Source organism: Chromobacterium sp. (assembly GCF_041912965.1).
Lineage (GTDB): Bacteria > Pseudomonadota > Gammaproteobacteria > Burkholderiales > Chromobacteriaceae > Chromobacterium > Chromobacterium aquaticum.
This window is the reverse complement of the sequence record NZ_JAYSGF010000010.1, coordinates 114,942-133,609: the sequence shown is the minus strand read 5'-3', so window position 1 is coordinate 133,609 and position 18,668 is coordinate 114,942. Positions and strand designations below refer to the sequence as shown.

Annotated in this window: 18 protein-coding genes and 1 pseudogene; 8 read left to right on the top strand and 11 right to left on the bottom strand. The window is 63.5% G+C overall.

Annotated features, from left to right (window positions below; all coding sequences use genetic code 11):
- A pseudogene (locus ACE3QM_RS07815) lies at window positions 1-464 on the top strand (succinate--CoA ligase subunit alpha); the annotation flags it as partial.
- 108 nt (window positions 465-572) lie between these two features.
- Here ACE3QM_RS07815 and ACE3QM_RS07810 read toward each other — a convergent pair.
- Window positions 573-1,217, bottom strand: a complete 645-nt coding sequence (locus tag ACE3QM_RS07810; RefSeq protein ID WP_374421325.1) for a TetR/AcrR family transcriptional regulator — start codon at window positions 1,215-1,217, stop codon at window positions 573-575.
- A 301-nt stretch (window positions 1,218-1,518) separates the two neighbouring features.
- Here ACE3QM_RS07810 and ACE3QM_RS07805 point away from each other — a divergent pair, with 301 nt between their 5' ends.
- Both ACE3QM_RS07805 and ACE3QM_RS07800 read left to right on the top strand, forming a co-directional pair.
- On the top strand, window positions 1,519-3,405 hold the full coding sequence (locus ACE3QM_RS07805) for a methyl-accepting chemotaxis protein (RefSeq protein ID WP_374421324.1): 1,887 nt from the start codon (window positions 1,519-1,521) through the stop codon (window positions 3,403-3,405).
- Between the two features lie 128 nt (window positions 3,406-3,533).
- The gene (locus ACE3QM_RS07800) at window positions 3,534-3,968 is read left to right on the top strand and encodes a hypothetical protein (RefSeq protein WP_082151160.1); all 435 of its coding nucleotides are present in this window, start codon (window positions 3,534-3,536) and stop codon (window positions 3,966-3,968) included.
- Window positions 3,969-4,201: 233 nt separating this feature from the next.
- On the opposite strand, the gene ACE3QM_RS07795 is transcribed toward ACE3QM_RS07800, so the two are convergent.
- A complete protein-coding gene (locus ACE3QM_RS07795) occupies window positions 4,202-4,654 on the bottom strand; it encodes an LEA type 2 family protein (protein ID WP_231465563.1) in 453 nt (150 codons plus the stop codon).
- A gap of 27 nt (window positions 4,655-4,681) precedes the next feature.
- Window positions 4,682-5,572, bottom strand: coding sequence for a LysR family transcriptional regulator (locus ACE3QM_RS07790; protein WP_048411391.1), 891 nt, complete (start codon window positions 5,570-5,572; stop codon window positions 4,682-4,684).
- 121 nt (window positions 5,573-5,693) lie between these two features.
- Here ACE3QM_RS07790 and ACE3QM_RS07785 point away from each other — a divergent pair, with 121 nt between their 5' ends.
- A complete protein-coding gene (locus ACE3QM_RS07785; protein WP_048411392.1) occupies window positions 5,694-6,125 on the top strand; it encodes a CidA/LrgA family protein in 432 nt (143 codons plus the stop codon).
- Window positions 6,115-6,798 carry an LrgB family protein gene (locus ACE3QM_RS07780; RefSeq protein ID WP_374421323.1) on the top strand — a complete coding sequence of 228 codons (684 nt, stop codon included), beginning with the start codon at window positions 6,115-6,117 and terminating at the stop codon, window positions 6,796-6,798. Before ACE3QM_RS07785 ends, ACE3QM_RS07780 begins: the two co-directional genes overlap by 11 nt.
- Before the next feature lie 179 nt (window positions 6,799-6,977).
- On the opposite strand, the gene ACE3QM_RS07775 is transcribed toward ACE3QM_RS07780, so the two are convergent.
- On the bottom strand, window positions 6,978-7,637 hold the full coding sequence (locus ACE3QM_RS07775; protein WP_374421322.1) for an OmpA family protein: 660 nt from the start codon (window positions 7,635-7,637) through the stop codon (window positions 6,978-6,980).
- Window positions 7,634-8,104: a Cd(II)/Pb(II)-responsive transcriptional regulator gene (locus tag ACE3QM_RS07770; protein ID WP_231465559.1), complete on the bottom strand. Its 471-nt coding sequence runs from the start codon at window positions 8,102-8,104 to the stop codon at window positions 7,634-7,636. Before ACE3QM_RS07770 ends, ACE3QM_RS07775 begins: the two co-directional genes overlap by 4 nt.
- A 144-nt stretch (window positions 8,105-8,248) precedes the next feature.
- On the opposite strand from ACE3QM_RS07770, the gene ACE3QM_RS07765 reads away from it, so the two are divergent.
- Window positions 8,249-10,636, top strand: a complete 2,388-nt coding sequence (locus ACE3QM_RS07765; RefSeq protein ID WP_082151161.1) for a heavy metal translocating P-type ATPase — start codon at window positions 8,249-8,251, stop codon at window positions 10,634-10,636.
- Window positions 10,637-10,797: 161 nt separating this feature from the next.
- Here the strand turns inward: ACE3QM_RS07765 and ACE3QM_RS07760 are convergent, their stop codons facing one another.
- Window positions 10,798-11,466: a putative metalloprotease CJM1_0395 family protein gene (locus tag ACE3QM_RS07760; RefSeq protein WP_374421321.1), complete on the bottom strand. Its 669-nt coding sequence runs from the start codon at window positions 11,464-11,466 to the stop codon at window positions 10,798-10,800.
- 152 nt (window positions 11,467-11,618) lie between these two features.
- Between ACE3QM_RS07760 and ACE3QM_RS07755 the strand changes: the two genes are divergently transcribed.
- Complete coding sequence (locus tag ACE3QM_RS07755) at window positions 11,619-12,125, top strand: acyl-CoA thioesterase (protein WP_374421320.1); 507 nt, start codon at window positions 11,619-11,621, stop codon at window positions 12,123-12,125.
- Complete coding sequence (locus ACE3QM_RS07750) at window positions 12,118-12,804, top strand: TIGR01621 family pseudouridine synthase (protein WP_374421319.1); 687 nt, start codon at window positions 12,118-12,120, stop codon at window positions 12,802-12,804. The genes ACE3QM_RS07755 and ACE3QM_RS07750 overlap by 8 nt, the downstream gene beginning before the upstream one ends.
- Before the next feature lie 165 nt (window positions 12,805-12,969).
- Here the strand turns inward: ACE3QM_RS07750 and ACE3QM_RS07745 are convergent, their stop codons facing one another.
- The 5 genes from ACE3QM_RS07745 to ACE3QM_RS07725 form a co-directional block, all read right to left on the bottom strand.
- Window positions 12,970-13,794: a ChbG/HpnK family deacetylase gene (locus ACE3QM_RS07745; protein ID WP_374421318.1), complete on the bottom strand. Its 825-nt coding sequence runs from the start codon at window positions 13,792-13,794 to the stop codon at window positions 12,970-12,972.
- 52 nt (window positions 13,795-13,846) lie between these two features.
- A complete protein-coding gene (locus tag ACE3QM_RS07740; protein WP_374421317.1) occupies window positions 13,847-14,257 on the bottom strand; it encodes a GtrA family protein in 411 nt (136 codons plus the stop codon).
- Window positions 14,254-15,267, bottom strand: coding sequence for a glycosyltransferase family 2 protein (locus tag ACE3QM_RS07735; RefSeq protein ID WP_374421316.1), 1,014 nt, complete (start codon window positions 15,265-15,267; stop codon window positions 14,254-14,256). The genes ACE3QM_RS07740 and ACE3QM_RS07735 overlap by 4 nt, the downstream gene beginning before the upstream one ends.
- 1 nt (window position 15,268) lies before the next feature.
- Window positions 15,269-16,753, bottom strand: a complete 1,485-nt coding sequence (locus ACE3QM_RS07730; RefSeq protein ID WP_374421315.1) for an ArnT family glycosyltransferase — start codon at window positions 16,751-16,753, stop codon at window positions 15,269-15,271.
- A gap of 177 nt (window positions 16,754-16,930) precedes the next feature.
- Window positions 16,931-18,307 carry a peptide MFS transporter gene (locus ACE3QM_RS07725; RefSeq protein WP_231461904.1) on the bottom strand — a complete coding sequence of 459 codons (1,377 nt, stop codon included), beginning with the start codon at window positions 18,305-18,307 and terminating at the stop codon, window positions 16,931-16,933.
- Window positions 18,308-18,668: the final 361 nt, after the last annotated feature.

Below are 18,668 nucleotides of genomic sequence, written 5' to 3'. Positions count from 1 at the left end.
ACATCCACAACCCAGGCCGCATCGGCATCGTGTCCCGCTCCGGCACCCTGACCTATGAAGCCGTGGCGCAAACCACCGCTCTGGGCCTGGGCCAGTCCACCTGCATCGGCATCGGCGGCGACCCGATCCCGGGCACCAGCCACATCGACGCGCTGAAACTGTTCCAGGATGATCCGGACACCGACGCCATCGTGATGATCGGCGAAATCGGCGGTTCCGCCGAGGAAGAGGCGGCCGAGTTCGCCAAGTCCTACGTGACCAAGCCGGTGGTCGGCTACATCGCCGGCGTCACCGCGCCCAAGGGCAAGCGCATGGGCCACGCGGGCGCCATCATCTCCGGCGGCAAGGGTACGGCGGAAGAGAAGTTCAAGGCCTTCGAGAAGGCCGGCATCGCCTACACCCGCAGCCCGGCGGAAATCGGCAAGACCATGTTCGAGTTGCTGAAAAGCAAGGGCATGATCTAAGAAGCGGTTCACGATCTGCTGCTCTAGCACGCGAGATCGTGGATGGATTCTAAGGCCGCAAACAAAACACCCCTGGCCAGCCAGGGGTGTTTTTTTATGCGCCGCCGTTCAGGCGTAGCGCGCGCAGACGCGGTCGAAAGGCGGCCGGTAGCGCGGATTGACGTAGGGCGCCACCAGGTAAAGCAGGCTGCGGCAGCCATCCTTCACCATGCGCTCCAGCTCACTGGGCGTGGCGGAGTGCTTGAGCGTGGTCACCCAGCCGGTCTGCACCATCTGGAAATGCTGGACCAGATGAGCCAACTGCTTGTCGTCGCCCTGCAGCACTTCCTGTTCGCGCAAGCGGGCGAACAGCTGGGCCAGCTTGCCGGCCAACTGGCCGCGCGATAGCTGCTGGTGGTTTTCCGCCAGTTCCGGGTGCAAGTAGTACAGGCTGGGCATGCTCTTGGGCAGGAAGCGGAAGCTCCAGATGTGGCGCAGCGTTTTTTCCATCGAGCCCACCATCGCTTCTATCGAGTTGCTGTGCTTGAGCGCGGCGGACAGTTGTTCCGCCATGCCCTTGACGTAGCGCTGGTACAGCTCGCTGATGATCTCTTCCTTGTTGCGGAAGTGATAGTAGAGCTTGCCGGTGCTGATATTCATCCGCTCGGCGATATGGTTGGTGGTGATGACGCGCTCGCCCTCCTGATTGAACAGCTGCAGGCTGGCGTCGATGATGTGCTGAAAGGTTTGCGACCGCTCGCCGCTCTTACTCATATTGGCCCCTTTCTCTCGAATATCCGGGCGCTGACAGCCTTAAGCCGGCGCGCCCAGGCGCAAGTATCGCTCAAATCCGGGTGAAATTGTCACTATTAGGGCAAATTGTCGACGTTTTGTGGCGCTTCGACGTAGAAGAGCGCGTATCTGCATGATTTAAGGTGGGGCTTGATCGCAAATGCATGCCTCCCTCTGCTATTTGATTTAAAACATGCTCAAATATTTAAATACATTGTTATTTTTAACAATGCATGACATCTCGTATGACGGATAATAAGGCTTTTATCAGCAACGGCTTATCATGCGCTCCATCCGTCACAAGCTCACGCTGCTGACAGCGGTGTCCATTCTGGTCGCCACGCTCAGCATCACCATCACCGCCTGCCTGAATATCCGTTCCCACGCCTACCAAGAAGCGGAGCGCGAGATCAACCAGGTCGCCCAACTACAGGGCGGCTTCGTATCCGAATGGCTATCGGTCCGCAAGAACCTGATCAGCGCCAGCCTCAGCCACGCCGACGACGCGCAGGTCAGCTACTACCTGCAGCAGCTGGCCAAGGGTGGTGGCTTCAATGTGATCTATGCTGGCAACGGCGTCACCGGCGACATGAAGTATTCGGTGCCGGGGCGTCCCAAGCCCAGCGCCGACTATCAGCCGGCGCAGCGCCCGTGGTTCCAGCAGTCCAAGGCCCAGGACGGCCTGATCGTCACTGATCCATACAAGGACTCGGAGCCGGAAACCAAGGACAAGCTGGTGATCACCATCGCCGACAAGGTCAAGGGCCAGGAGATCGTGGTGGGCGGCGACATCTTGATCGACAAGCTGGTCAAGTCGGTGCTGGACATCAAGCTGGCCGGCAAGGGCCATGCCTTCCTGCTGACCAAGCAAGGCAAGATCATCGCCTATCCCAAGCCGGGCAATGAGCTCAAGCCCATCGGCAGCGTGATTCCTGCCTTGGACGAGACCGCGTTCGCCAGCCTGCTGCAAAGCGATCAGGCCAAGAGCGTGGAGATAGACGGCGGCGCCTATATGGTGGCCTTGCGTCCGATCGCCGGTTCCGACTGGGTGATGGGCGTGGCCGCGGACGAAGACGTGATCTCCTCCCAGGTCAACGGCATCATCTGGCTGATCGCCGGCGCCGTCGCCATCGTGTTGGTGGTGATGCTGACCTTCAGCTCCGCCTATCTGGGCCGTCTGCTCAAGGGCCTGTTCCAGGTGCGCGACGCGATGCGCGAAATTTCCCAGGGCGAAGGCGATCTGACCCGCCGCATCGAAGTGGCCGGCGAAGACGAAGTGGCGCAGACCGCCGAAGCCTTCAACCAGTTTGTGCAGCGCTTGAACGGCATGTTCCGTGAACTGCGCGACGAAGCCGGGCAGCTGACCCAGGGCGTGATCGAAGTCAGCGGCGCGGTGAAGCGTCTGGCCGACGATTCCCACGTGCTGGCGGATATTTCCAGCTCCAACGCGGCGGCGATCGAAGAAGTGACGGTGAGCATTTCCCACATTGCCGACGCCACCCGCGAAACCGACAGCCTGGCGCGCAATACCGGCGAGCATTCGCGCGAGAGCGCCAACGATATGCAGCGCATCAGCAGCGAGATGTCGCGCACCAGCGAATCGGTGGGCGAGCTGTCCAGCTTGCTGGCCTCGCTGGAACAGCGCTCGCAGGAGATTTCCAAGATCACCAATGTGATCCGCGACATCGCCGACCAGACCAATCTGTTGGCCTTGAACGCGGCGATAGAAGCGGCGCGCGCCGGCGAACAGGGCCGCGGCTTCGCGGTGGTGGCCGATGAAGTGCGCAAGCTGGCCGAGCGCACCGGCCAGGCCACGGTGGAAATCAGCCAGATGGTGGAAAACATTCTGGGCGAAACCGGCAAGGCGGTGCAGAACATGAACACCACGGTCGGCGCGGTGGACGCCAGCGTGGACCTGACCGGCCAGGCGCGCGCGCGGCTGACCGCGATCGGCGACGCGATGCAGCAGGTGATAGACAAGATCGGCGACGTGGCGCTGTCCACCAGCGAGCAGCACAACGCCACCACGGCGATGGCGCAGAGCACCGAGTCTATCAACAATCAGATCATAGATTCCGACGCCGCGCTGCAATCGGCGATGCAGACCTTGAGCGCCTTGAACGAGCTGGCGCGCGGAATGCAGAGCACCTTCAACCGCTTCCGTCTCTAAACCAGCGGATTGTCCGCGTAAGGAAACTCTTGCGTGGCCGCATGGTCAGTCATTCAACGCCGGTTCCGTTCAGGAGCCGGCGTTTTGTTATGCTATCGATAATGAAAACGGGGATTGAAGGATTTCGGATGAAGAGATGGATGATGATGTCGGCGCTGCTATTGACCGCCTGCGGCACTTTCCCGACCCAAGAAGGCTATGCGCAGAAGGCGTATTACTGGCAGGGCCGCGATGTGAACCAACTATTGGCGGAGTGGGGCGCGCCGCAGAAAACCCTGAAGATGCCCAATGGCAATATGCTTTACACCTATAGCAAGGAATTCACCCAGCGCGAGCCGCTGCGCGAAAACCGCGTGTACGAGCCGGGCGCCAAGGTGAGCTACAACGAGAACGGCCAGACCAAGACCATAGAAACGCCGGGGCGCTGGGTCAGCTCCGGCATGGTGGGCGGCGGTTCCACCCATTACAGCTGCACCACCAATTTCGTGGTCAATCCCAAGAGCCAGCTGGTGGAAACCGTCAGTTTCGACGGTAATAACTGCGTGGCGGTGCCGCGGCAGTGAGTTCCGGCCCCGCCAGACGGCGGGGCTGCGGGCATTTAGAGCATGTTCACGATCTCGCCGGCTCGCGCCGCGGATCGTAAGCGATTCTTAGAGCCTGTTCAAAGTCTCGCGAGCAAGGGCGAGACAAGGCGAAAACGAGCGAAAAAGCGGAATGTACAGGTGGTACATGAGCATTTTGAGCTTGTACTCACCGTGCGACGCCTCACGAAGCGCAGCAGACTTTGAACAGGTTCTTACTGGCCGGGCAGCTTCCATTCCCCCTTGCTGCGGAATGGCACTCGGCCCATGCCGTTCAGGTCTTCCAGCGTGCCGTTCAGCTGGTATTCCAGCTTGCCGCCGTTGCCGGCCTCCATCGCCTTGCCGATCTGTTTCAGCCAGCCGGCCAGCGAGGTGTGCAATTGCAGCGTGATCAGGCCTTCGCCCAGCGCCGGCACCGCGATCGCCTGATTGCTGACTCCCGTGGCCAGCTTCTCGCCGGCCACGTTCAGTTCCAGCGTCATGCCCTTGGCGTTCAAGGCCAGGTTGTTGGGATTGCTGACCCGCAGGCTGACTTCGAAGCTTTGTTCGAACAGCGTGGTCTTGCCGGGCTTGACGTCGGCGATGCTGATCTGCGGTTTCTGATAGTTTAGCGCCGCGCAGCCGCTCAGCAGCAGCGCGAACAGGGCGATGCCCAGATATCGTTTCATATTCGGTTTTCCTTGGTTTGACTGGTTTTATTCCAAACCGCCCAGCACATCGCGTGTCACCGCCAGCCAGGCGCGCGCCGCGTGCGACAAGTATCCGTTCTTCTGCCAGATCAGCGCCAGATGCCAGACCAGCTTGGGCTCGGCCAGCGGAATCACATCGTAGGCGGCGCGGTCCAGCCGTTCGACGATGGAGCGCGGCAGCAGGGTGACGCCCATATGGGCGGAGACCAGCTCGACGATGAAGTCCCAGTGCGCGCTGCGTCCCACCACGTGCAGCGGACGGCCCAGCTCGCGGAAGGCGTCGCTGACCCGGCGCGCCAGCGTGAAATCCTGCGGATAGAGCACGAAGGGCTGATCGGCGATCTGCTCCAGCCGCACCACGCTCTGACCGCGCCAAGGCGAGCCGGCCGGCGCCACCAGGCATAGCGGGTCGCGCACCACGGCGAACTGGTCGAAAGCCTGATTATCCACCGGCAGCACCGCCACGCCGATTTCCAGCTCGCCGCTGCGCACGCTGCTTTCTATCGCCAGCGCGCCATCCTCCACCATTTTCAGTTCGATCTGCGGGTAGCGCTGACGGAAGCTGCTGACCACCGGCGCGAAGAAGGCCACGCCCACCATCGGCGGCAGGCCGACCACCAATTCCCCGCGCTTGAGCGCGGACAAGTCGGACAGCTCGGTCTTCAACTGGTTCATCGCCGACAGCACGTCCAGGCCGCGCTCATAGGTGGCGCGGCCGGCGTCGGTGAGCCGGAAGCTGCGTCCCTCGCGCAGGATCAGCGGGCAGCCCAATTCCTCTTCCAGCTGGCGCACCATCTTGCTGATGGTGGGCTGGGTCACATAAAGGGCTTCGGCCGCCTTGGTGAAGCTGTGGCGTTTGACCACTTCGATGAAATAGCGCAGCGCGCGGATGTCCATATGTGCTTGTCCGGATCATGTATTCCAGATTGGAATGCGTGAAATAATTTTAATTCATTTTTTGAATGCATGTCGGCGCTCTATACTCGAACCACTCCCTGTGTTGTGTAGTGGCTCAATCATGGCAAATCCGAATCTTTCCGCATTCAAGCAAGTGGCGCTGACCGTAGGTCAAGTGGCGCTGCTGAGCGTGGTGTGGATCGCGGCCAGCCAGTTGAGCAGCCATTTCCTGCCTGTGGTGCCTGCCGGCGTGCTGGGTATGTTCCTGGTGCTGGCGGCGCTCTGGCTGGGCTGGTTGCCGTTGGCCTGGTGCCGTAGCGGCGCCCGCTGGTTGTTGGCCGAAATGTTGTTGTTCTTCATCCCCGCCGTGGTGGCGGTGATCCAGTACCCGGACGTGATCATGGCCGCCGGGCTGCGGATCGTGGCGGTGATCGTGCTGTCCACCTTGCTGGTGATGGCGGTGACCTCCTGGGTGGTGGACAAATGTTACCGGCTGGAGGTCGCCATGCGCTGGCATGGCCGCCAGAAACAGGTGAAGACGCATGGAGCATGAGATTGCACTGGCCAGTCTGCTGATTACCGTTGTTTTGTACGGACTGGTCAAAAGGTTTTATCTGAAAAAGCGCAATTGGTGGAGCGCCCCGATTCTGGCGGTGCCGCTGTTGGTGATTGCGCTGGTGGTCCTGGCCAAGGTGCCGTACCGGGTGTATTTCGAAGACACCCGCTGGCTGACCTGGATGTTGGGCCCGGCCACGGTGGCTTTCGCGGTGCCGATCTACGAGCACCGCGCGATGATACGCCGGCACTGGCTGTCGCTGAGTTGCGGCGTGCTGGTGGGCATGCCGGTGGCGGTGTTCAGTTCGATCTGGCTGGCGCGTCTGTTGGGCTTGTCGGATTTGCTGCAGCGCAGCCTGGCGCCGCGTTCGATCAGCACCCCGTTCGCGCTGGCCACGGCTTCCGGCATCGGCGCCTCGCCGGATCTGACCGCGGTGTTCGTGGTGATGACCGGGGTGTGCGGCATGTCGCTGGGCGAAGTGATGCTGGCCTTGCTGCCGCTGCGCTCCAGCCTGGCGCGCGGGGCTCTTTTCGGCGCAGCCGCTCACGCGGCCGGCACCGCCAAGGCCAGCGAGTTGGGCGCCGAAGAAGGCGTGGTGGCCAGCCTGACCATGATGCTGGGCGGTTTGGCGACGGTGTTCGCCGCGCCGCTGATAGGTTTGTTGTTGTAGCTTTGTGTGTGTACTTGTTGTGACCCGCATACCCGTGGGGTGGCGTGCGGTGGTTTCTCCTCATCTCCCCAAACGAGCGTTGTTAGGGCCGACCCAGTGGGTTGGCCCCTTTTTTTGCCCATTCCACTGCGCATGGACGATAAAAACCCGGCCGGAGCCGGGTTGAGTGTCTAGATCGTTCAGCCCATTTGCTGCGGCGTGATCATGATCTCCACGCGGCGGTTGCGCGCCTTGCCGCTGTCGCTGGCATTGCTGGCCACCGGCTGGGCCGCGCCGTAACCCATGGTGCGCACCCGCACCGAGTTGACGCCCTGGCCTTGCAGGTATTCGGTCACCGACTGGGCGCGTTTCTCCGACAAGATCTGGTTGTAAGCGGCGGCGCCGCTGCTGTCGGTGTGGCCGGCCACGGTGATCGAGGTGTCGGGGAATTGCACCAGCACGCCGGCGATGTCGGTCAGCGGCTTTTGCACCTTGTCGTTCAACTGGTAGCCGTTGGTGGGGAAGGTGATATTGTTGGGCAGCGATAGCTTGAGCTGGTCGCCGATGCGCTCGACGGCGATCTGGCTGTTCTTCAGCTTCTCGCGCAGTTGTTTTTCCTGGTAATCCATATAGCCGCCGATGCCGGCGCCGATCGCGCCGCAAGCCAGCGCCGAATTGCGGGCGCCCTTGCCGCCATGGGTCAGCGCGCCCACCAGGCCGCAGGCCGCCGCCCCGCCCAATCCGTAAAGGGCGGTCTTGCTGATTTCGGTCTGGCCGGTCTGCGGATTGGTGGTGCAGGCGGACAGGGCCAGCGCGACCAAGGTCGCGACGGCGGTGGCGGGCTTGAACAAACGGGTCATTGCTTCTCCACGGAAGGATGATGAGGGTGCGGGTCCTGGCCGAAGGGCGTGTGGCAAACGCAGGGCTCGCCTTCGGACGCCTCCACCAGGGTTTGCAGAATGCCGCATTCTGCCACGGTATGGTGATCGTGGCAGCGGTCACGCAAGGCCAGCAGCTGCTGCTCCAGCAGGCGCAGGCTTTCCACTTGCTGATGCACCTTGCTGATCTGCTGGTCTATCAGTTGATTGATGTCGTCGCAGGCCAGCGAGGAGTCGGCCTTGAAGGCGGCCAGTTGGCGGATATCGGCCAGCGACATGCCCAGCGAGCGGCAATGCAGGATGAAATTCAGTTCGCCCAATTGTTCGGCGTTATAGCGGCGGTAGCCGGAAGCGCTGCGCTGCGGCGCGGACAGCAGGCCTTCGCGCTCGTAATAACGGATGGTTTCCACTTCGCAGCCGGTCTGGCGCGCCAGTTCTCCAATCAGCATCTCAGCTCTCCCGCAAGATACCCGCCGATAGGGCGGTGGCGGCGACTTGCCGCCGGATGAGAAAATTTTAGCAAAAAAACTTGACCTTGTAGCGACTACAGGGTTTGCAATGAGGCTATATTCATCCGAACCAGGGAGGCAACCATGTTCCATCCAGCGCAAAGAAAGCGGCGCGGGCTTGCGCCGCATGCCGGCCATGCTTCTTGCCGCGGCGGGGAGGGCAAGCCCGATCCGCGCGCGAAGGACGATTGCTGCGGCCACAAACTGGAGGCGGCGCTGCCGGCCCAGCCATCCGCCGCGCACGATCATGAGCACGGCCACAAGCACGACCACGACCACCAGCATGCGGGCCAGGCCTGCTCGGGCCACGACCACGGCGCGGAAGCGCCGCGCGCGGTGTCTTTGGGCGAGGGCGGCCGGCAGCAGGCGCGCTTGCACATCCAGGCGATGGACTGTCCAACCGAGGCCAAGCTGATTGAAAAAGCCTTGGGCGGTATGACGGGGGTGGCCGCGCTGGAGTTCAACTTCATCGAGCGGGTATTGCTGGTGCGTCACGATCTGCCCAATCTGGACGGGGTCAAACAGGCCATCGCCAAGGTGGGCATGAAGGCGGTGGAGCTGACGGACGCCTCGGCGCCGGTGGAACAGCCCAAGGCCTCGCGCCGCGGCAATTGGCTGCTGGCCTTGTCCGGGCTGGCGGCGGTGGGCTCGGAAGGCGTGGCCTGGCTCAGCGGCGCGGATCAGGGCTGGGGCAGCGCGGCGCTGGCCTTGGCCTCCATCCTGCTGGGCGGCATTCCCACCTTGAAGAAGGGCTGGATCGCGCTGTCCACGCGCACGCTCAATATTCATTTCCTGATGTCGGTGGCGGTGATAGGCGCGATGCTGATCGGCCAATGGCCGGAGGCGGCGATGGTGCTGTTCCTGTTCGCCATCGCCGAGCGGCTGGAAGCGATGTCGCTGGCGCGCGCCGGCGAGGCGGTGAAGGCCTTGATGTCGTTGGCGCCGGAAACCGCCTGGCTGCAAAGCGGCGGCGAATGGGTGGAACGACCGGCCGCCGAGGTGGCGCCGGGCAGCCGGGTGCGGGTGCGTCCGGGCGAGCGTGTGCCGCTGGACGGCCGCATTGATCAGGGCCATAGCGCGTTCAACGAAGCGCCTATCACCGGTGAGAGCCTGCCGGTGGACAAATCGCCGGGCGACGCGGTGTTCGCCGGCAGCATCAATGGCAGCGGCGTGGTGGAAGTGCTGACCACGGCGGCGGCCAATGGCAGCGTGCTGGCGCGCATCATCGACACCGTGCGCAATGCCCAGGCCAGCAAGGCGCCGACGCAGCGCTTCATCGACCGCTTCGCGTCGATCTACACCCCGGTGGTGCTGGTCGCCGCGCTGTTATTCGCCGTGGCCACGCCCTTGCTGGGCTGGCTGAGCTGGCACGAGGCGATCTACAACGCGCTGGTGATGCTGGTGATCGCCTGCCCGTGCGCGCTGGTGATCGCCACGCCGGTGACCGTGGTCAGCGCCTTGGCCTCGGCCGCCAAACACGGCCTGCTGATCAAGGGCGGCGCGCCGCTGGAAACGGCGGCCCGGATCGACGCGGTGTGCTTCGACAAGACCGGCACCCTGACCGAGGGCGAGCCGCAGGTGACCGGGGTGGTGGCGCTGGCCGACGCCGATCAGGACCAGTTGCTGCGTTGGGCCGCGGCCTTGGACGCGCATTCCACCCACCCGCTGGCCAAGGCGGTGCTGGCGGCGGCTAGCGCTCGCGGCCTGTCCTGGCCAGAGGCGGAGCAAGTCAGCGAGCAGGCCGGACGCGGCGTCAGCGGTCTGGCGGACGGCCGGAAGCTGGCCTTGGGTAGCAGCCGGCTGGCGCGGGAGCAGGGAGCGTTGAACGAGGCCCTGCAAGCCGAGCTGTCGCGGCTGGAATTGGCCGGCCAGGGGGCGCTGGTGTTGTTGGAGGGCGAGCGCGCGCTGGGCGTGATCGCGGTGGCCGACCGCGTCCGCGCGGAAGCGCCGGCGGCCTTGCGGCAATTGGCCAAGCTGGGCGTGGCGACGGTGATGTTGAGCGGCGACAATCAGCAAGTGGCGCAGGCGGTGGCGGCGCAGACCGGCATTATCGAAGCCCATGGCGGCTTGCTGCCTGAAGACAAGCTGGAGCGCATCATCCGTTTACAGAGCTCCGGCAAGACGGTGGCGATGGTGGGCGACGGCGTCAACGACGCGCCGGCGCTGGCCCGAGCCGACCTGGGCATCGCCATGGGCGCGGCCGGTTCCGACAGCGCGCTGGAAACCGCCGGCGTGGCCTTGATGGATGACAAGTTGGCCAAGCTGGCGGATCTGATCAGCCATGCGCGGCGCACCGCTCAGGTGTTGAAAGTGAATATCGCGGTGGCCTTGCTGACCAAGCTGGTGTTCTTCGCCTTGGCCATGTTCGGTCTGGCCAGTTTGTGGATGGCGGTGTTCGCCGATGTGGGCACCAGCCTGGTGGTGATCGCCAACGGTCTGAGGCTGGCGCGCGGCGTGCGCAAGGCGGAGTGATGGAAACAGCGCCTGGTTCTCGCCTGTTCAAAGGCCCGCGAGCAAGAGCGAGACAAGGCGTTGTGGCTGAGAAAGCGGAATGTACGCGTGGTACATGAGCATTTCGAAGCCGCACTCACCGTGTAACGCTCCACGACGCGCTGCAGGTTTTGAACAGCTTCTCAGGCGTAGGTATCGATGTTGGACCCCAGCCCCGGGCCTTGCTGCTCGGGGCTGTTTATTTTCTGGCGCGCCTGCAGCGGGCTCATCCCCTGTTTGCCAGCCTGCTGCTGCATCAGCTCGATGCGCGCCTGCTGCTCCATTTGCGCGGCGGCGGCGGCGACCGATCGGTCCTGGCCGGAGGGATCGGCGGGCGCCAGCGCCGCGCGCTGCACGGTCTGGGCATTGGCTATGGTTTCCTGCGGCGTGCTGCCGCGCGCGAGCCGGATGCTGACTTCGCCGCCTATCGCATATTGCTTGCCGTCCGGCCCTTGTTGGTAGCTATAGGTGGCGCCGCCGCCGGCCAGTGCGCCGCCGGCTGCCAAGTGGGCCTGCTCGTGCTGGCGCACATCGCTGTCGCGGGCCTTCAGTTCTTCCACCTGTTTTTGCTGCTGCTCGTCCAATGGCTTGCCGTCGATGCCGCGCGCGGCATTGGGCTTGGCTTGATCCGTCTGCTTCGACGCGGCATCGGTGTTGTCGGCGCGATTTCCGGACGCAGCCGCCGCCGCCACCGGCGTCGCGGCGCTGGCCAGGCTTTGCTGGCAGGCGGGACACTGGCAGTTGGGGCCATGGGCGGTCTGCAGCGCATAGCCGCCATAGGTCCCGTAGCTGGAGATTCCGGAAAGGCTCATGAATTCATGGTTTTAGCTTGATATTCATCAGTTTAGCCGCTATGGAAGGCTTTGGCCAAATCAAAGGCGCTCCCCGGCAGAATGGGCAAAAACTGTTTAAAACGGAGGGATGGGGGCACAATAGGCGGTTTCGGATTTTCTGGGAGCGAAACATGGCGCAGCAAGCGGAGCAGGCGAGTCAGCGTGAACTGGTGATGTCGGTGCTGATGACGCCGGACATGGCCAATTTTTCCGGCAATGTCCATGGTGGAGTGTTGCTGAAGTTGTTGGACCAAGTGGCTTACGCCTGTGCCAGCCGTTACGCCGGCTGCTATGTGGTGACGCTGTCGGTGGATCAGGTGCTGTTCAAGCAGGCCATCCATGTCGGCGAGCTGGTTACCTTCCTGGCCTGCGTCAATCACGTGGGGCGTACTTCGATGGAGGTGGGCATCAAGGTGGTGGCCGAGGACATCCAGAAGCGCACGGTGCGCCACACCAATAGCTGCTATTTCACCATGGTGGCGTTCGAGAACGGCAAGGCGGTGCCGGTGCCGCCGCTGACGCTGGAAACCACGGAGCAGCAACACCGTTTCCGCGACGCGGAAATCCGCAAGAAAATGCGGATGGAAACCGAGCAGCGCATGCGCCAGGCGTCCAAGCAGGACGACGGCGATGCCTGAGGCGGCGTTCACCCTACTGCATAGCGATCCCCGCTTTTACTTGTTGGATAAGGCGCCCGGCGTCAGCTTTCACCGCGACGGCGATGAGGCCGGCCTGATGGAGGCCTTGCGCGACGGTTTGGGCGATGAGGCCGTGTGGCCGGTACACCGGCTGGACCGCATCACCTCCGGCTTGATCCTGGTGGCGCGCTCGGCGGAAACGGCGGCGCGGCTGGGCGAGGCCTTCGCCGGCCGCGAGATCGAGAAATATTATCTGGCGCTGTCGGACCGCAAGCCGGGAAAGAAACAGGGCAAGGTGGCCGGCGATATGGCCAAGGGCCGCGGCGGCGCCTGGCGCTTGCTGGCCAGCCAGCAGAACCCGGCGGTGACGCAGTTTTTCAGTTATTCGTTGCAGCCGGGCCTGCGTCTGTTCCTGCTGCGGCCGCGCAGCGGCAAAACCCATCAGCTTAGAGTGGCATTGAAGTCGCAATCGGCGCCGATACTGGGCGATGCGCTCTATGGCGGCACGCCGGCGGACCGTGGCTATCTGCATGCCTACGCTCTGCGTTTCGAGCTGGAGGGCGAGCGCTTCAGCTTTGTCTGCGCGCCCAGCCACGGCGAAGCCTTTGTGTCCGAAGTCTGCGGCGCGGCCTTGCGAGGCTTGGGCGAGCCCTGGGATTTGAACTGGCCGGCGGTGTGAGCGGCCGGCCGCGGCCTGCTTAGAGCCTGTTCAAAGTCTCGCGAGCAAGAGCGATACAAGGCGAAAACGAGTGAAAAAGCGGAATGTACAAGTGGTACATGAGCATTCTGAAGCCGTACTCACCGTGTCACCCTCCACGACGCGCGGCAGATCGTAAACAGGTTCTTAGGCCGCCAGCGGGGTGGGCGTCGGTGCGGCGTTGTCGAAGCGGACCAGCTCCACGCCGTATTGCGCGCAAAGATCGGCGAAGGCCTGACTGCCGAGGAAGCGGAATTCCTTGTCCCGCGTCGCGGCGATCGGGTCGTCCTTGTCTTGGGCCGGGTGGCCGGGATGGCACATGATCAGTCCGCGGTCCGGCGTGCGGGCCAGCCATTGCTGCATTAGCCCGGCGAAGTCGGCCTGCGGCGTCAGCGAGTACATGCCGCCGAACCAGGGCGTGGTGCAGAAGCCGTGCTCTTGCGCGCTGTCGTCGAAGCCGGTGCTGACGCTGCGCAGCACCAGCGCCTTGAGCCGGTTGTCGCCGGGATGACCGAGGCGGTCGGGGGCGCGCAGATAGGGCAGCGGCCGGCCTTGCCAGCGCAGCGCGATGGCTTCGAACAGCGCGTCGCGCACCACCGGCAGCGCGTGCACATGTTGATGGCCGTCGATGAAGTCCGGTAGTCGGCCGAAATGCTGCTGGAACAGATCGATTTGCATGACAGCCGCGTCGCGCAGCATCGGGCGCGATAGCTGGCGCAGCTGGCTTTTCATCAGCCAGTGCGACAAGGGCCGGGCGTGATCGCCGAAAGGATGGCTCAGGTTGAAATGCAGGCCGACGTCGGCCTTGCCGTCGAAGGCTTTCAGCTCGCCGGCGTGGCTGGCCCAGCACGGCGCCTGGCTCATCACGCTGGTGGCGGACAGGCGGCCAGCGGCCAGCAGCTCCAGGATGCCGGCGCTGATGGCGTCGGACTGGGCGAAGTCGTCGGCGCAGAGTGTCAATCGTTTTGTCATGGGGGTGTGACCTTGGCAAGCGGATAAAGTTTTATATCCGATTGTGCTGGAATCAAGGATGGCCGTGCTGTTTTCGCGGCGGCCGCGCCGGGCCGCGAAACGCCCACAGCTTGCTGAGTGCGAAGGTCAGCACCGCCACCGCCACCAGCACCAGCAGCAGGGCGGCGCGGTAATCCAGCGGCGTGAAGCGCAGCAACAGCGCGTACATCGCCTCGTTGACGAGAAAGCTGAGGCAGGCGACGCCAAAGAAGCGCGGCAGCGCCTGGCGGTGCGGAATGTGAGCGGCGCGGAAGGTCTGCAGGCGATGGCCCCAGTAACTGAGCTGGAAGGCGATCAGGAAGCCCAGCACATTGGCCAGCAGCGGCGCCATGCCCAGCGGCACCAGCACCCAGGCCACCGCGCCGAAATGCAGCAGCATGGCGGAGACGCCGACCACGCCGAACCAGAACAGCTCGCGGCTCATTCCGCGTCCTTCGCGCCGGACGCGCCCTGGCGGCCGCTGATGCGGCTGATCAGATAGGTGGGGCGCTGTTTGACTTCGTCGAAAATGCGGCCGACGTATTCGCCAAGAATGCCGATGGACAGCAGCTGCACGCCGCCGAGGAAGCTGATCGCCACCGCCAGCGTCGGCCAGCCGCTGACCGGGTTGCCGAACAGCAGGGTGTGCACCAGCTCCCAGCCGGCATAGCCTATGGCGCACAGCGAAATCAGGCAGCCGACCACGGTCCAGATGCGCAGCGGCATATTGGAGAAGGCGGTGAGGCCGGTAATGCCCAGGTCCAGCAGCCGGCGGTAGTTGAAGCTGCTCTGTCCGGCGCGGCGCTCGCGGGTTTGGGTCGGCATCGGGCGCTGGGTGAAGCCCACCCAGTGGTACATGCCCTTCATGAAGCGGTTGCGCTCCGGCATCTGGCGCAGCGCTTCCACCACGCAGCGGTCCAGCACGCGGAAGTCCTGGGTGTCGGCCGGCATCTTGTGGCGGCTGCCGCTATTGGCCAGTTGGTAGAAGACGCGGGTGAACAGGCGCTTGGCCAGCGGCTCGTCTTCGCGGCTGCTGCGCACGCTGTAGACCATGTCATAGCCCTTGCGCCACTCTTCCAGGAATACCGGCACCATTTCCGGTGGGTGCTGGAAGTCGCTGTCTATCAGCACGGCGATATCGCCACGCACATGGTCGATGCCGGCGGTGAGCGCGATTTCCTTGCCGAAGTTGCGCGACAGCTGGATCAGCGTCACCGGCAGCTCGGCGCTGTGGCTCAGCACCTGCTCCACGGTGTCGTCGCGGCTGCCGTCGTCGACGACGATCAATTCATGGCGGTAACCGGCATCGGCCAGCAACTGATGCAGGGTTTGCAGCATCGGCACGATGTTGGCGGATTCGTTATAGGCCGGCACGATGCAGCAGACCAGCGGATCGGCCGGACGCTCTTGGGCGCGCAGGCCGAGCAGGTAGGGGGGGACGAAGGCGTCGCTCATCTCATTTGCTCTCGATCGGCGCAGCCGGCGCGGTGTCGGCCAGCAGCAGCATGGTGTCGCCCATGATGTTGAAGCGGGCGCGCTCGGCAAAGCGGGCGCGGATGTCGGCGGGCAGCCGCTCAAGATCGCCGGCGTCGCTGACGATGAAGCTGCCGGGCTTGCCGGCCAGCCAGGCGCGCAGTTGCTGCGGGTCCAGCGTGGTGCGCGCGCGGCCTTGGGAATAGAACTCGGCGGAGAACTCGCGGCGGCCGGCCCAGTAGACCAGCGCACTGTCCGCGCTCGGGCTTTGCGCCTGCCAGGCGGCGATCATCTGCTTCTGGGTGCGCAGATAGCGGTTGCCGTCGTAATGGTTGAAGGCCAGCAGCGCCAGCAGAACCACGCCGCCGATCGAGGCGATCCACGGCAGCGCGCTGCGCTTCGCGTCGCCGCCGCGCGCGCGCCGCCACAGTTCGGCGAACAGCAGCGCGCAGCCGGGCAGCATCGGCAGCGAGTAGGGGAAGATGATGTTGCCGGACAGGGTGAAGAACAGCAGCGTCATCAGCGTCCATAGGGCCAGATAGAGCAGCCAGCCGTCGTCGTCGCGGCAGAGCCGTGGCAGCTTGGCGCCGTGGCGCGCTAGCCAGGCCAGCATGGCGATGGACCAGGGGAAGATAGCGCCCAGCGCGTACAGCCAGATCATGCCGCGCGGGGTGGCGTGGGCGAAGCCGTATTTGTCGCCTTTCCAGCCGGAGTCCAGGAAGCGGCTGACATGCTCGCCCATGATGAAGTAATCGAGAAAGCCCGGCGTGCGCAGCTCCGCCAGCGCATACCAGGGCGCGGCGATGGCGAACATCAGCAAGGTGCCGCCTATCCACGGCAGCTTGCGCCACAGCGCCAGCCATTGATTGCGCAGCAGCACCCAGAAGAAGATGGGCATGCCCACCAGCACGATGGCCAGCGGGCCTTTGGCCAGTAGGCCCAGGCCCAGGCCGGCGAAGAACACATAGCCCCAGCGGCGGCTGCCACGCGCGAGCGCGTGCCAGAAGGCGGCCTGGCTCAAGGTTACGCAGAACAGCAAGGCCGGGTCGGTCATCACCGTGCCGGCGGCGCCGAGGAAGAGCAGGCCGCTGGCCAGGATCAGCGCGGTGGCCATGGCGGCGTCGCCGCCGCTGCGCTTGCGCATCAAGTGGGCGCTGAGGCTCAGCGTGGCGATGGCCAGCAGCAGCGAGGGCAGCCGCGCGGCGGTTTCATTGACGCCGAACAGCGCCATGCCGGCGGCGGACAGCCAGCTGGACAGCGGCGGCTTGGCCCAGAACGGGATGCCGTAGTCGTGCCACAAGGTCACCCAATTGCCGGTTTCCAGCATTTTGCGGGCGATTTCGCCATAGCGCGCCTCGGTGGTGTCGGTGAGCGGAATCGCCCACAGGCCGACGAGACGGAGCAGCAGCAACAGCAGCAAGACGGCGATGCCGCATTGCTGCCAGCGGGGAAGGGTAGCTAGTTTCATTCGGGATGCGGTGCCGTCGGCGCGCGCGGGCGCGGCGGCGAGTATGAGTCGGGAGCCGGAAGCTCCGTATGATAAAGCCTTTTCCCGGTTCTGTGTTGGCGGTGGAATAAGCGAAAAGCCGGCGGAGGCCGGCTTTGGGATCTTGCTTGAGCCCCGGCTTGCGGGGCCGCGCGGCGCTTATTGCAGGCCGTGCATCATTTTCTTCAGCTTGTAGGACAGCGCGAACAGCACCAGCGAGCTTACGCCGGCCATGGCCACGAACAGCATGAAGAAGTCGTGCAGATTGTTGATGGCGTAGCCGAGGAAGTGCGGCACCGGCTTGCTCGGGTCCGGATACAGTTCCGACAGCGTGCCGGCGAACTTGTTGGCGGCGGCGTTGGACAGGAACCAGATGCCCATCATCAGGCCGGTGAAGCGGGCCGGAGACAGTTTCACCACCAGGGACAGACCGATAGGGGACAGGCACAGCTCGCCGAAGGTGTGCAGCACATACAGGCTGACCAGCCACAGCATGCTGACCTTGACGCCCGGCTCCAGGCCCTCGACGCCGAAAGCGATCACCAGGTAACCCAGCGCCAGGAAGAACAGACCCAGCGCCATTTTCACCGGCGAGTTCGGCTCGCGGTTGTTCTGGCCCAGCTTGGTCCAGATGATGGCGAAGATGGGCGCGAAGATCACCACCGAGATCGGGTTGACCGACTGGAAGTAGGAAGCTGGCACGGTGAAGCCGAGCAGGTTGCGGTTGGTCTGTTCTTCGGCGAAGAAGGTCAGCGAGGCGCCGGCCTGTTCGAAGGCGGACCAGAAGAAGATCACGAAGGCGGATACGATCAGGATCACGGCCAGGCGCTCTTTTTCCACGCGGGTCAGCGGCGCGTGCACCACTTTTTCACCGCTATCGTGGTGACGCTTGGGCGCCATGCCGATGGGCTTGCCTTCCGGGGTCACCAGGTATTTGTTCTTGAACAGGGAGAAGATGACCAGGCTCAGCAGCATGCCGAAGCCGGCGGCCATGAAGCCCCATTTGAAGTCGGCCGGATGGCCGGTGTCGCCGAGGGTGCCGCAGACCAGCGGCGCGATCAGCGAGCCGGCGTTGATGCCCATGTAGAAGATGGTGAAGGCGGAATCGACGCGCTTGTCGCCAGCGGGGTAGAGCTGGCCCACCATCGAGGAAATGTTCGGCTTGAACAGGCCGTTGCCGGCGATCAGCATGCCCAGGCCGCCGTATAGCAGCCAGGCGGCGCTCTGCACATTGCTGTCATGCAGCGAGCCGGAGAAGAACAGCATGAATTGGCCGATGGCCATCAGCACGCCGCCCACAAGGATGGAGCGACGGTTGCCCCAGTAGCGGTCGGCGATGTAGCCGCCGATCAACGGAGTCAGGTAGACCAGGCCGGTATAAGTGCCGTAGATGTCGGCGGCGTGAGCCTTGTCGAACATCAGGGCCTTGATCATGAACAGCACGAAAATGGCGCGCATGCCGTAATAGCTGAAGCGCTCCCACATTTCGGTCACAAAAAGCAGATAGAGCCCCTTGGGATGCGAAGTGGTCGACATAGATTATTTCCTTGTGTGACTTGAGTGACACCACTTGAACGAGCAAGATCGAGTGAGGTGTTGTTGTAGTTTTTACTTGCCTTGGATTTTGTAGGCAATTTTTGATAATAACTAGTAAATGTTTGGATGTGAAAATTTTTTAAGCATAACTGCCATACAATCGTAATTTATAGAGTAAATGCGTCACAAACTGTCTTTGTTTGTCATATTTATTTGTCAGTAAAATGACATGAGCGCGATGAGGGTTTGGCTCTGGGCTATTGTCGAAAATCCCACCGTTTGAAGGGCTTAAGTGGTTTGGGCAGGACGAGGTGGCGGTAGCCGGGCGGGAAGAAGTCGAGCTTGGGCGCTGAGGCTAAAC

Excerpts from the sequence above, each read along its gene's own strand:
- ACE3QM_RS07740 (WP_374421317.1), bottom strand. The coding sequence starts at position 14,257 with ATGAGCCGCGAGCTGTTCTGGTTCGGCGTGGTCGGCGTCTCCGCCATG.
- ACE3QM_RS07730 (WP_374421315.1), bottom strand. The coding sequence starts at position 16,753 with ATGAAACTAGCTACCCTTCCCCGCTGGCAGCAATGCGGCATCGCCGTC.
- ACE3QM_RS07725 (WP_231461904.1), bottom strand. The coding sequence starts at position 18,307 with ATGTCGACCACTTCGCATCCCAAGGGGCTCTATCTGCTTTTTGTGACC.
- ACE3QM_RS07775 (WP_374421322.1), bottom strand. The coding sequence starts at position 7,637 with ATGACCCGTTTGTTCAAGCCCGCCACCGCCGTCGCGACCTTGGTCGCG.
- ACE3QM_RS07770 (WP_231465559.1), bottom strand. The coding sequence starts at position 8,104 with ATGCTGATTGGAGAACTGGCGCGCCAGACCGGCTGCGAAGTGGAAACC.
- ACE3QM_RS07790 (WP_048411391.1), bottom strand. The coding sequence starts at position 5,572 with ATGGACATCCGCGCGCTGCGCTATTTCATCGAAGTGGTCAAACGCCAC.
- ACE3QM_RS07780 (WP_374421323.1), top strand. The coding sequence starts at position 6,115 with ATGGAGCATGAGATTGCACTGGCCAGTCTGCTGATTACCGTTGTTTTG.
- ACE3QM_RS07745 (WP_374421318.1), bottom strand. The coding sequence starts at position 13,794 with ATGACAAAACGATTGACACTCTGCGCCGACGACTTCGCCCAGTCCGAC.
- ACE3QM_RS07805 (WP_374421324.1), top strand. The coding sequence starts at position 1,519 with ATGCGCTCCATCCGTCACAAGCTCACGCTGCTGACAGCGGTGTCCATT.
- ACE3QM_RS07735 (WP_374421316.1), bottom strand. The coding sequence starts at position 15,267 with ATGAGCGACGCCTTCGTCCCCCCCTACCTGCTCGGCCTGCGCGCCCAA.
- ACE3QM_RS07810 (WP_374421325.1), bottom strand. The coding sequence starts at position 1,217 with ATGAGTAAGAGCGGCGAGCGGTCGCAAACCTTTCAGCACATCATCGAC.
- ACE3QM_RS07785 (WP_048411392.1), top strand. The coding sequence starts at position 5,694 with ATGGCAAATCCGAATCTTTCCGCATTCAAGCAAGTGGCGCTGACCGTA.
- ACE3QM_RS07755 (WP_374421320.1), top strand. The coding sequence starts at position 11,619 with ATGGCGCAGCAAGCGGAGCAGGCGAGTCAGCGTGAACTGGTGATGTCG.
- ACE3QM_RS07760 (WP_374421321.1), bottom strand. The coding sequence starts at position 11,466 with ATGAGCCTTTCCGGAATCTCCAGCTACGGGACCTATGGCGGCTATGCG.
- ACE3QM_RS07765 (WP_082151161.1), top strand. The coding sequence starts at position 8,249 with ATGTTCCATCCAGCGCAAAGAAAGCGGCGCGGGCTTGCGCCGCATGCC.
- ACE3QM_RS07750 (WP_374421319.1), top strand. The coding sequence starts at position 12,118 with ATGCCTGAGGCGGCGTTCACCCTACTGCATAGCGATCCCCGCTTTTAC.
- ACE3QM_RS07800 (WP_082151160.1), top strand. The coding sequence starts at position 3,534 with ATGAAGAGATGGATGATGATGTCGGCGCTGCTATTGACCGCCTGCGGC.
- ACE3QM_RS07795 (WP_231465563.1), bottom strand. The coding sequence starts at position 4,654 with ATGAAACGATATCTGGGCATCGCCCTGTTCGCGCTGCTGCTGAGCGGC.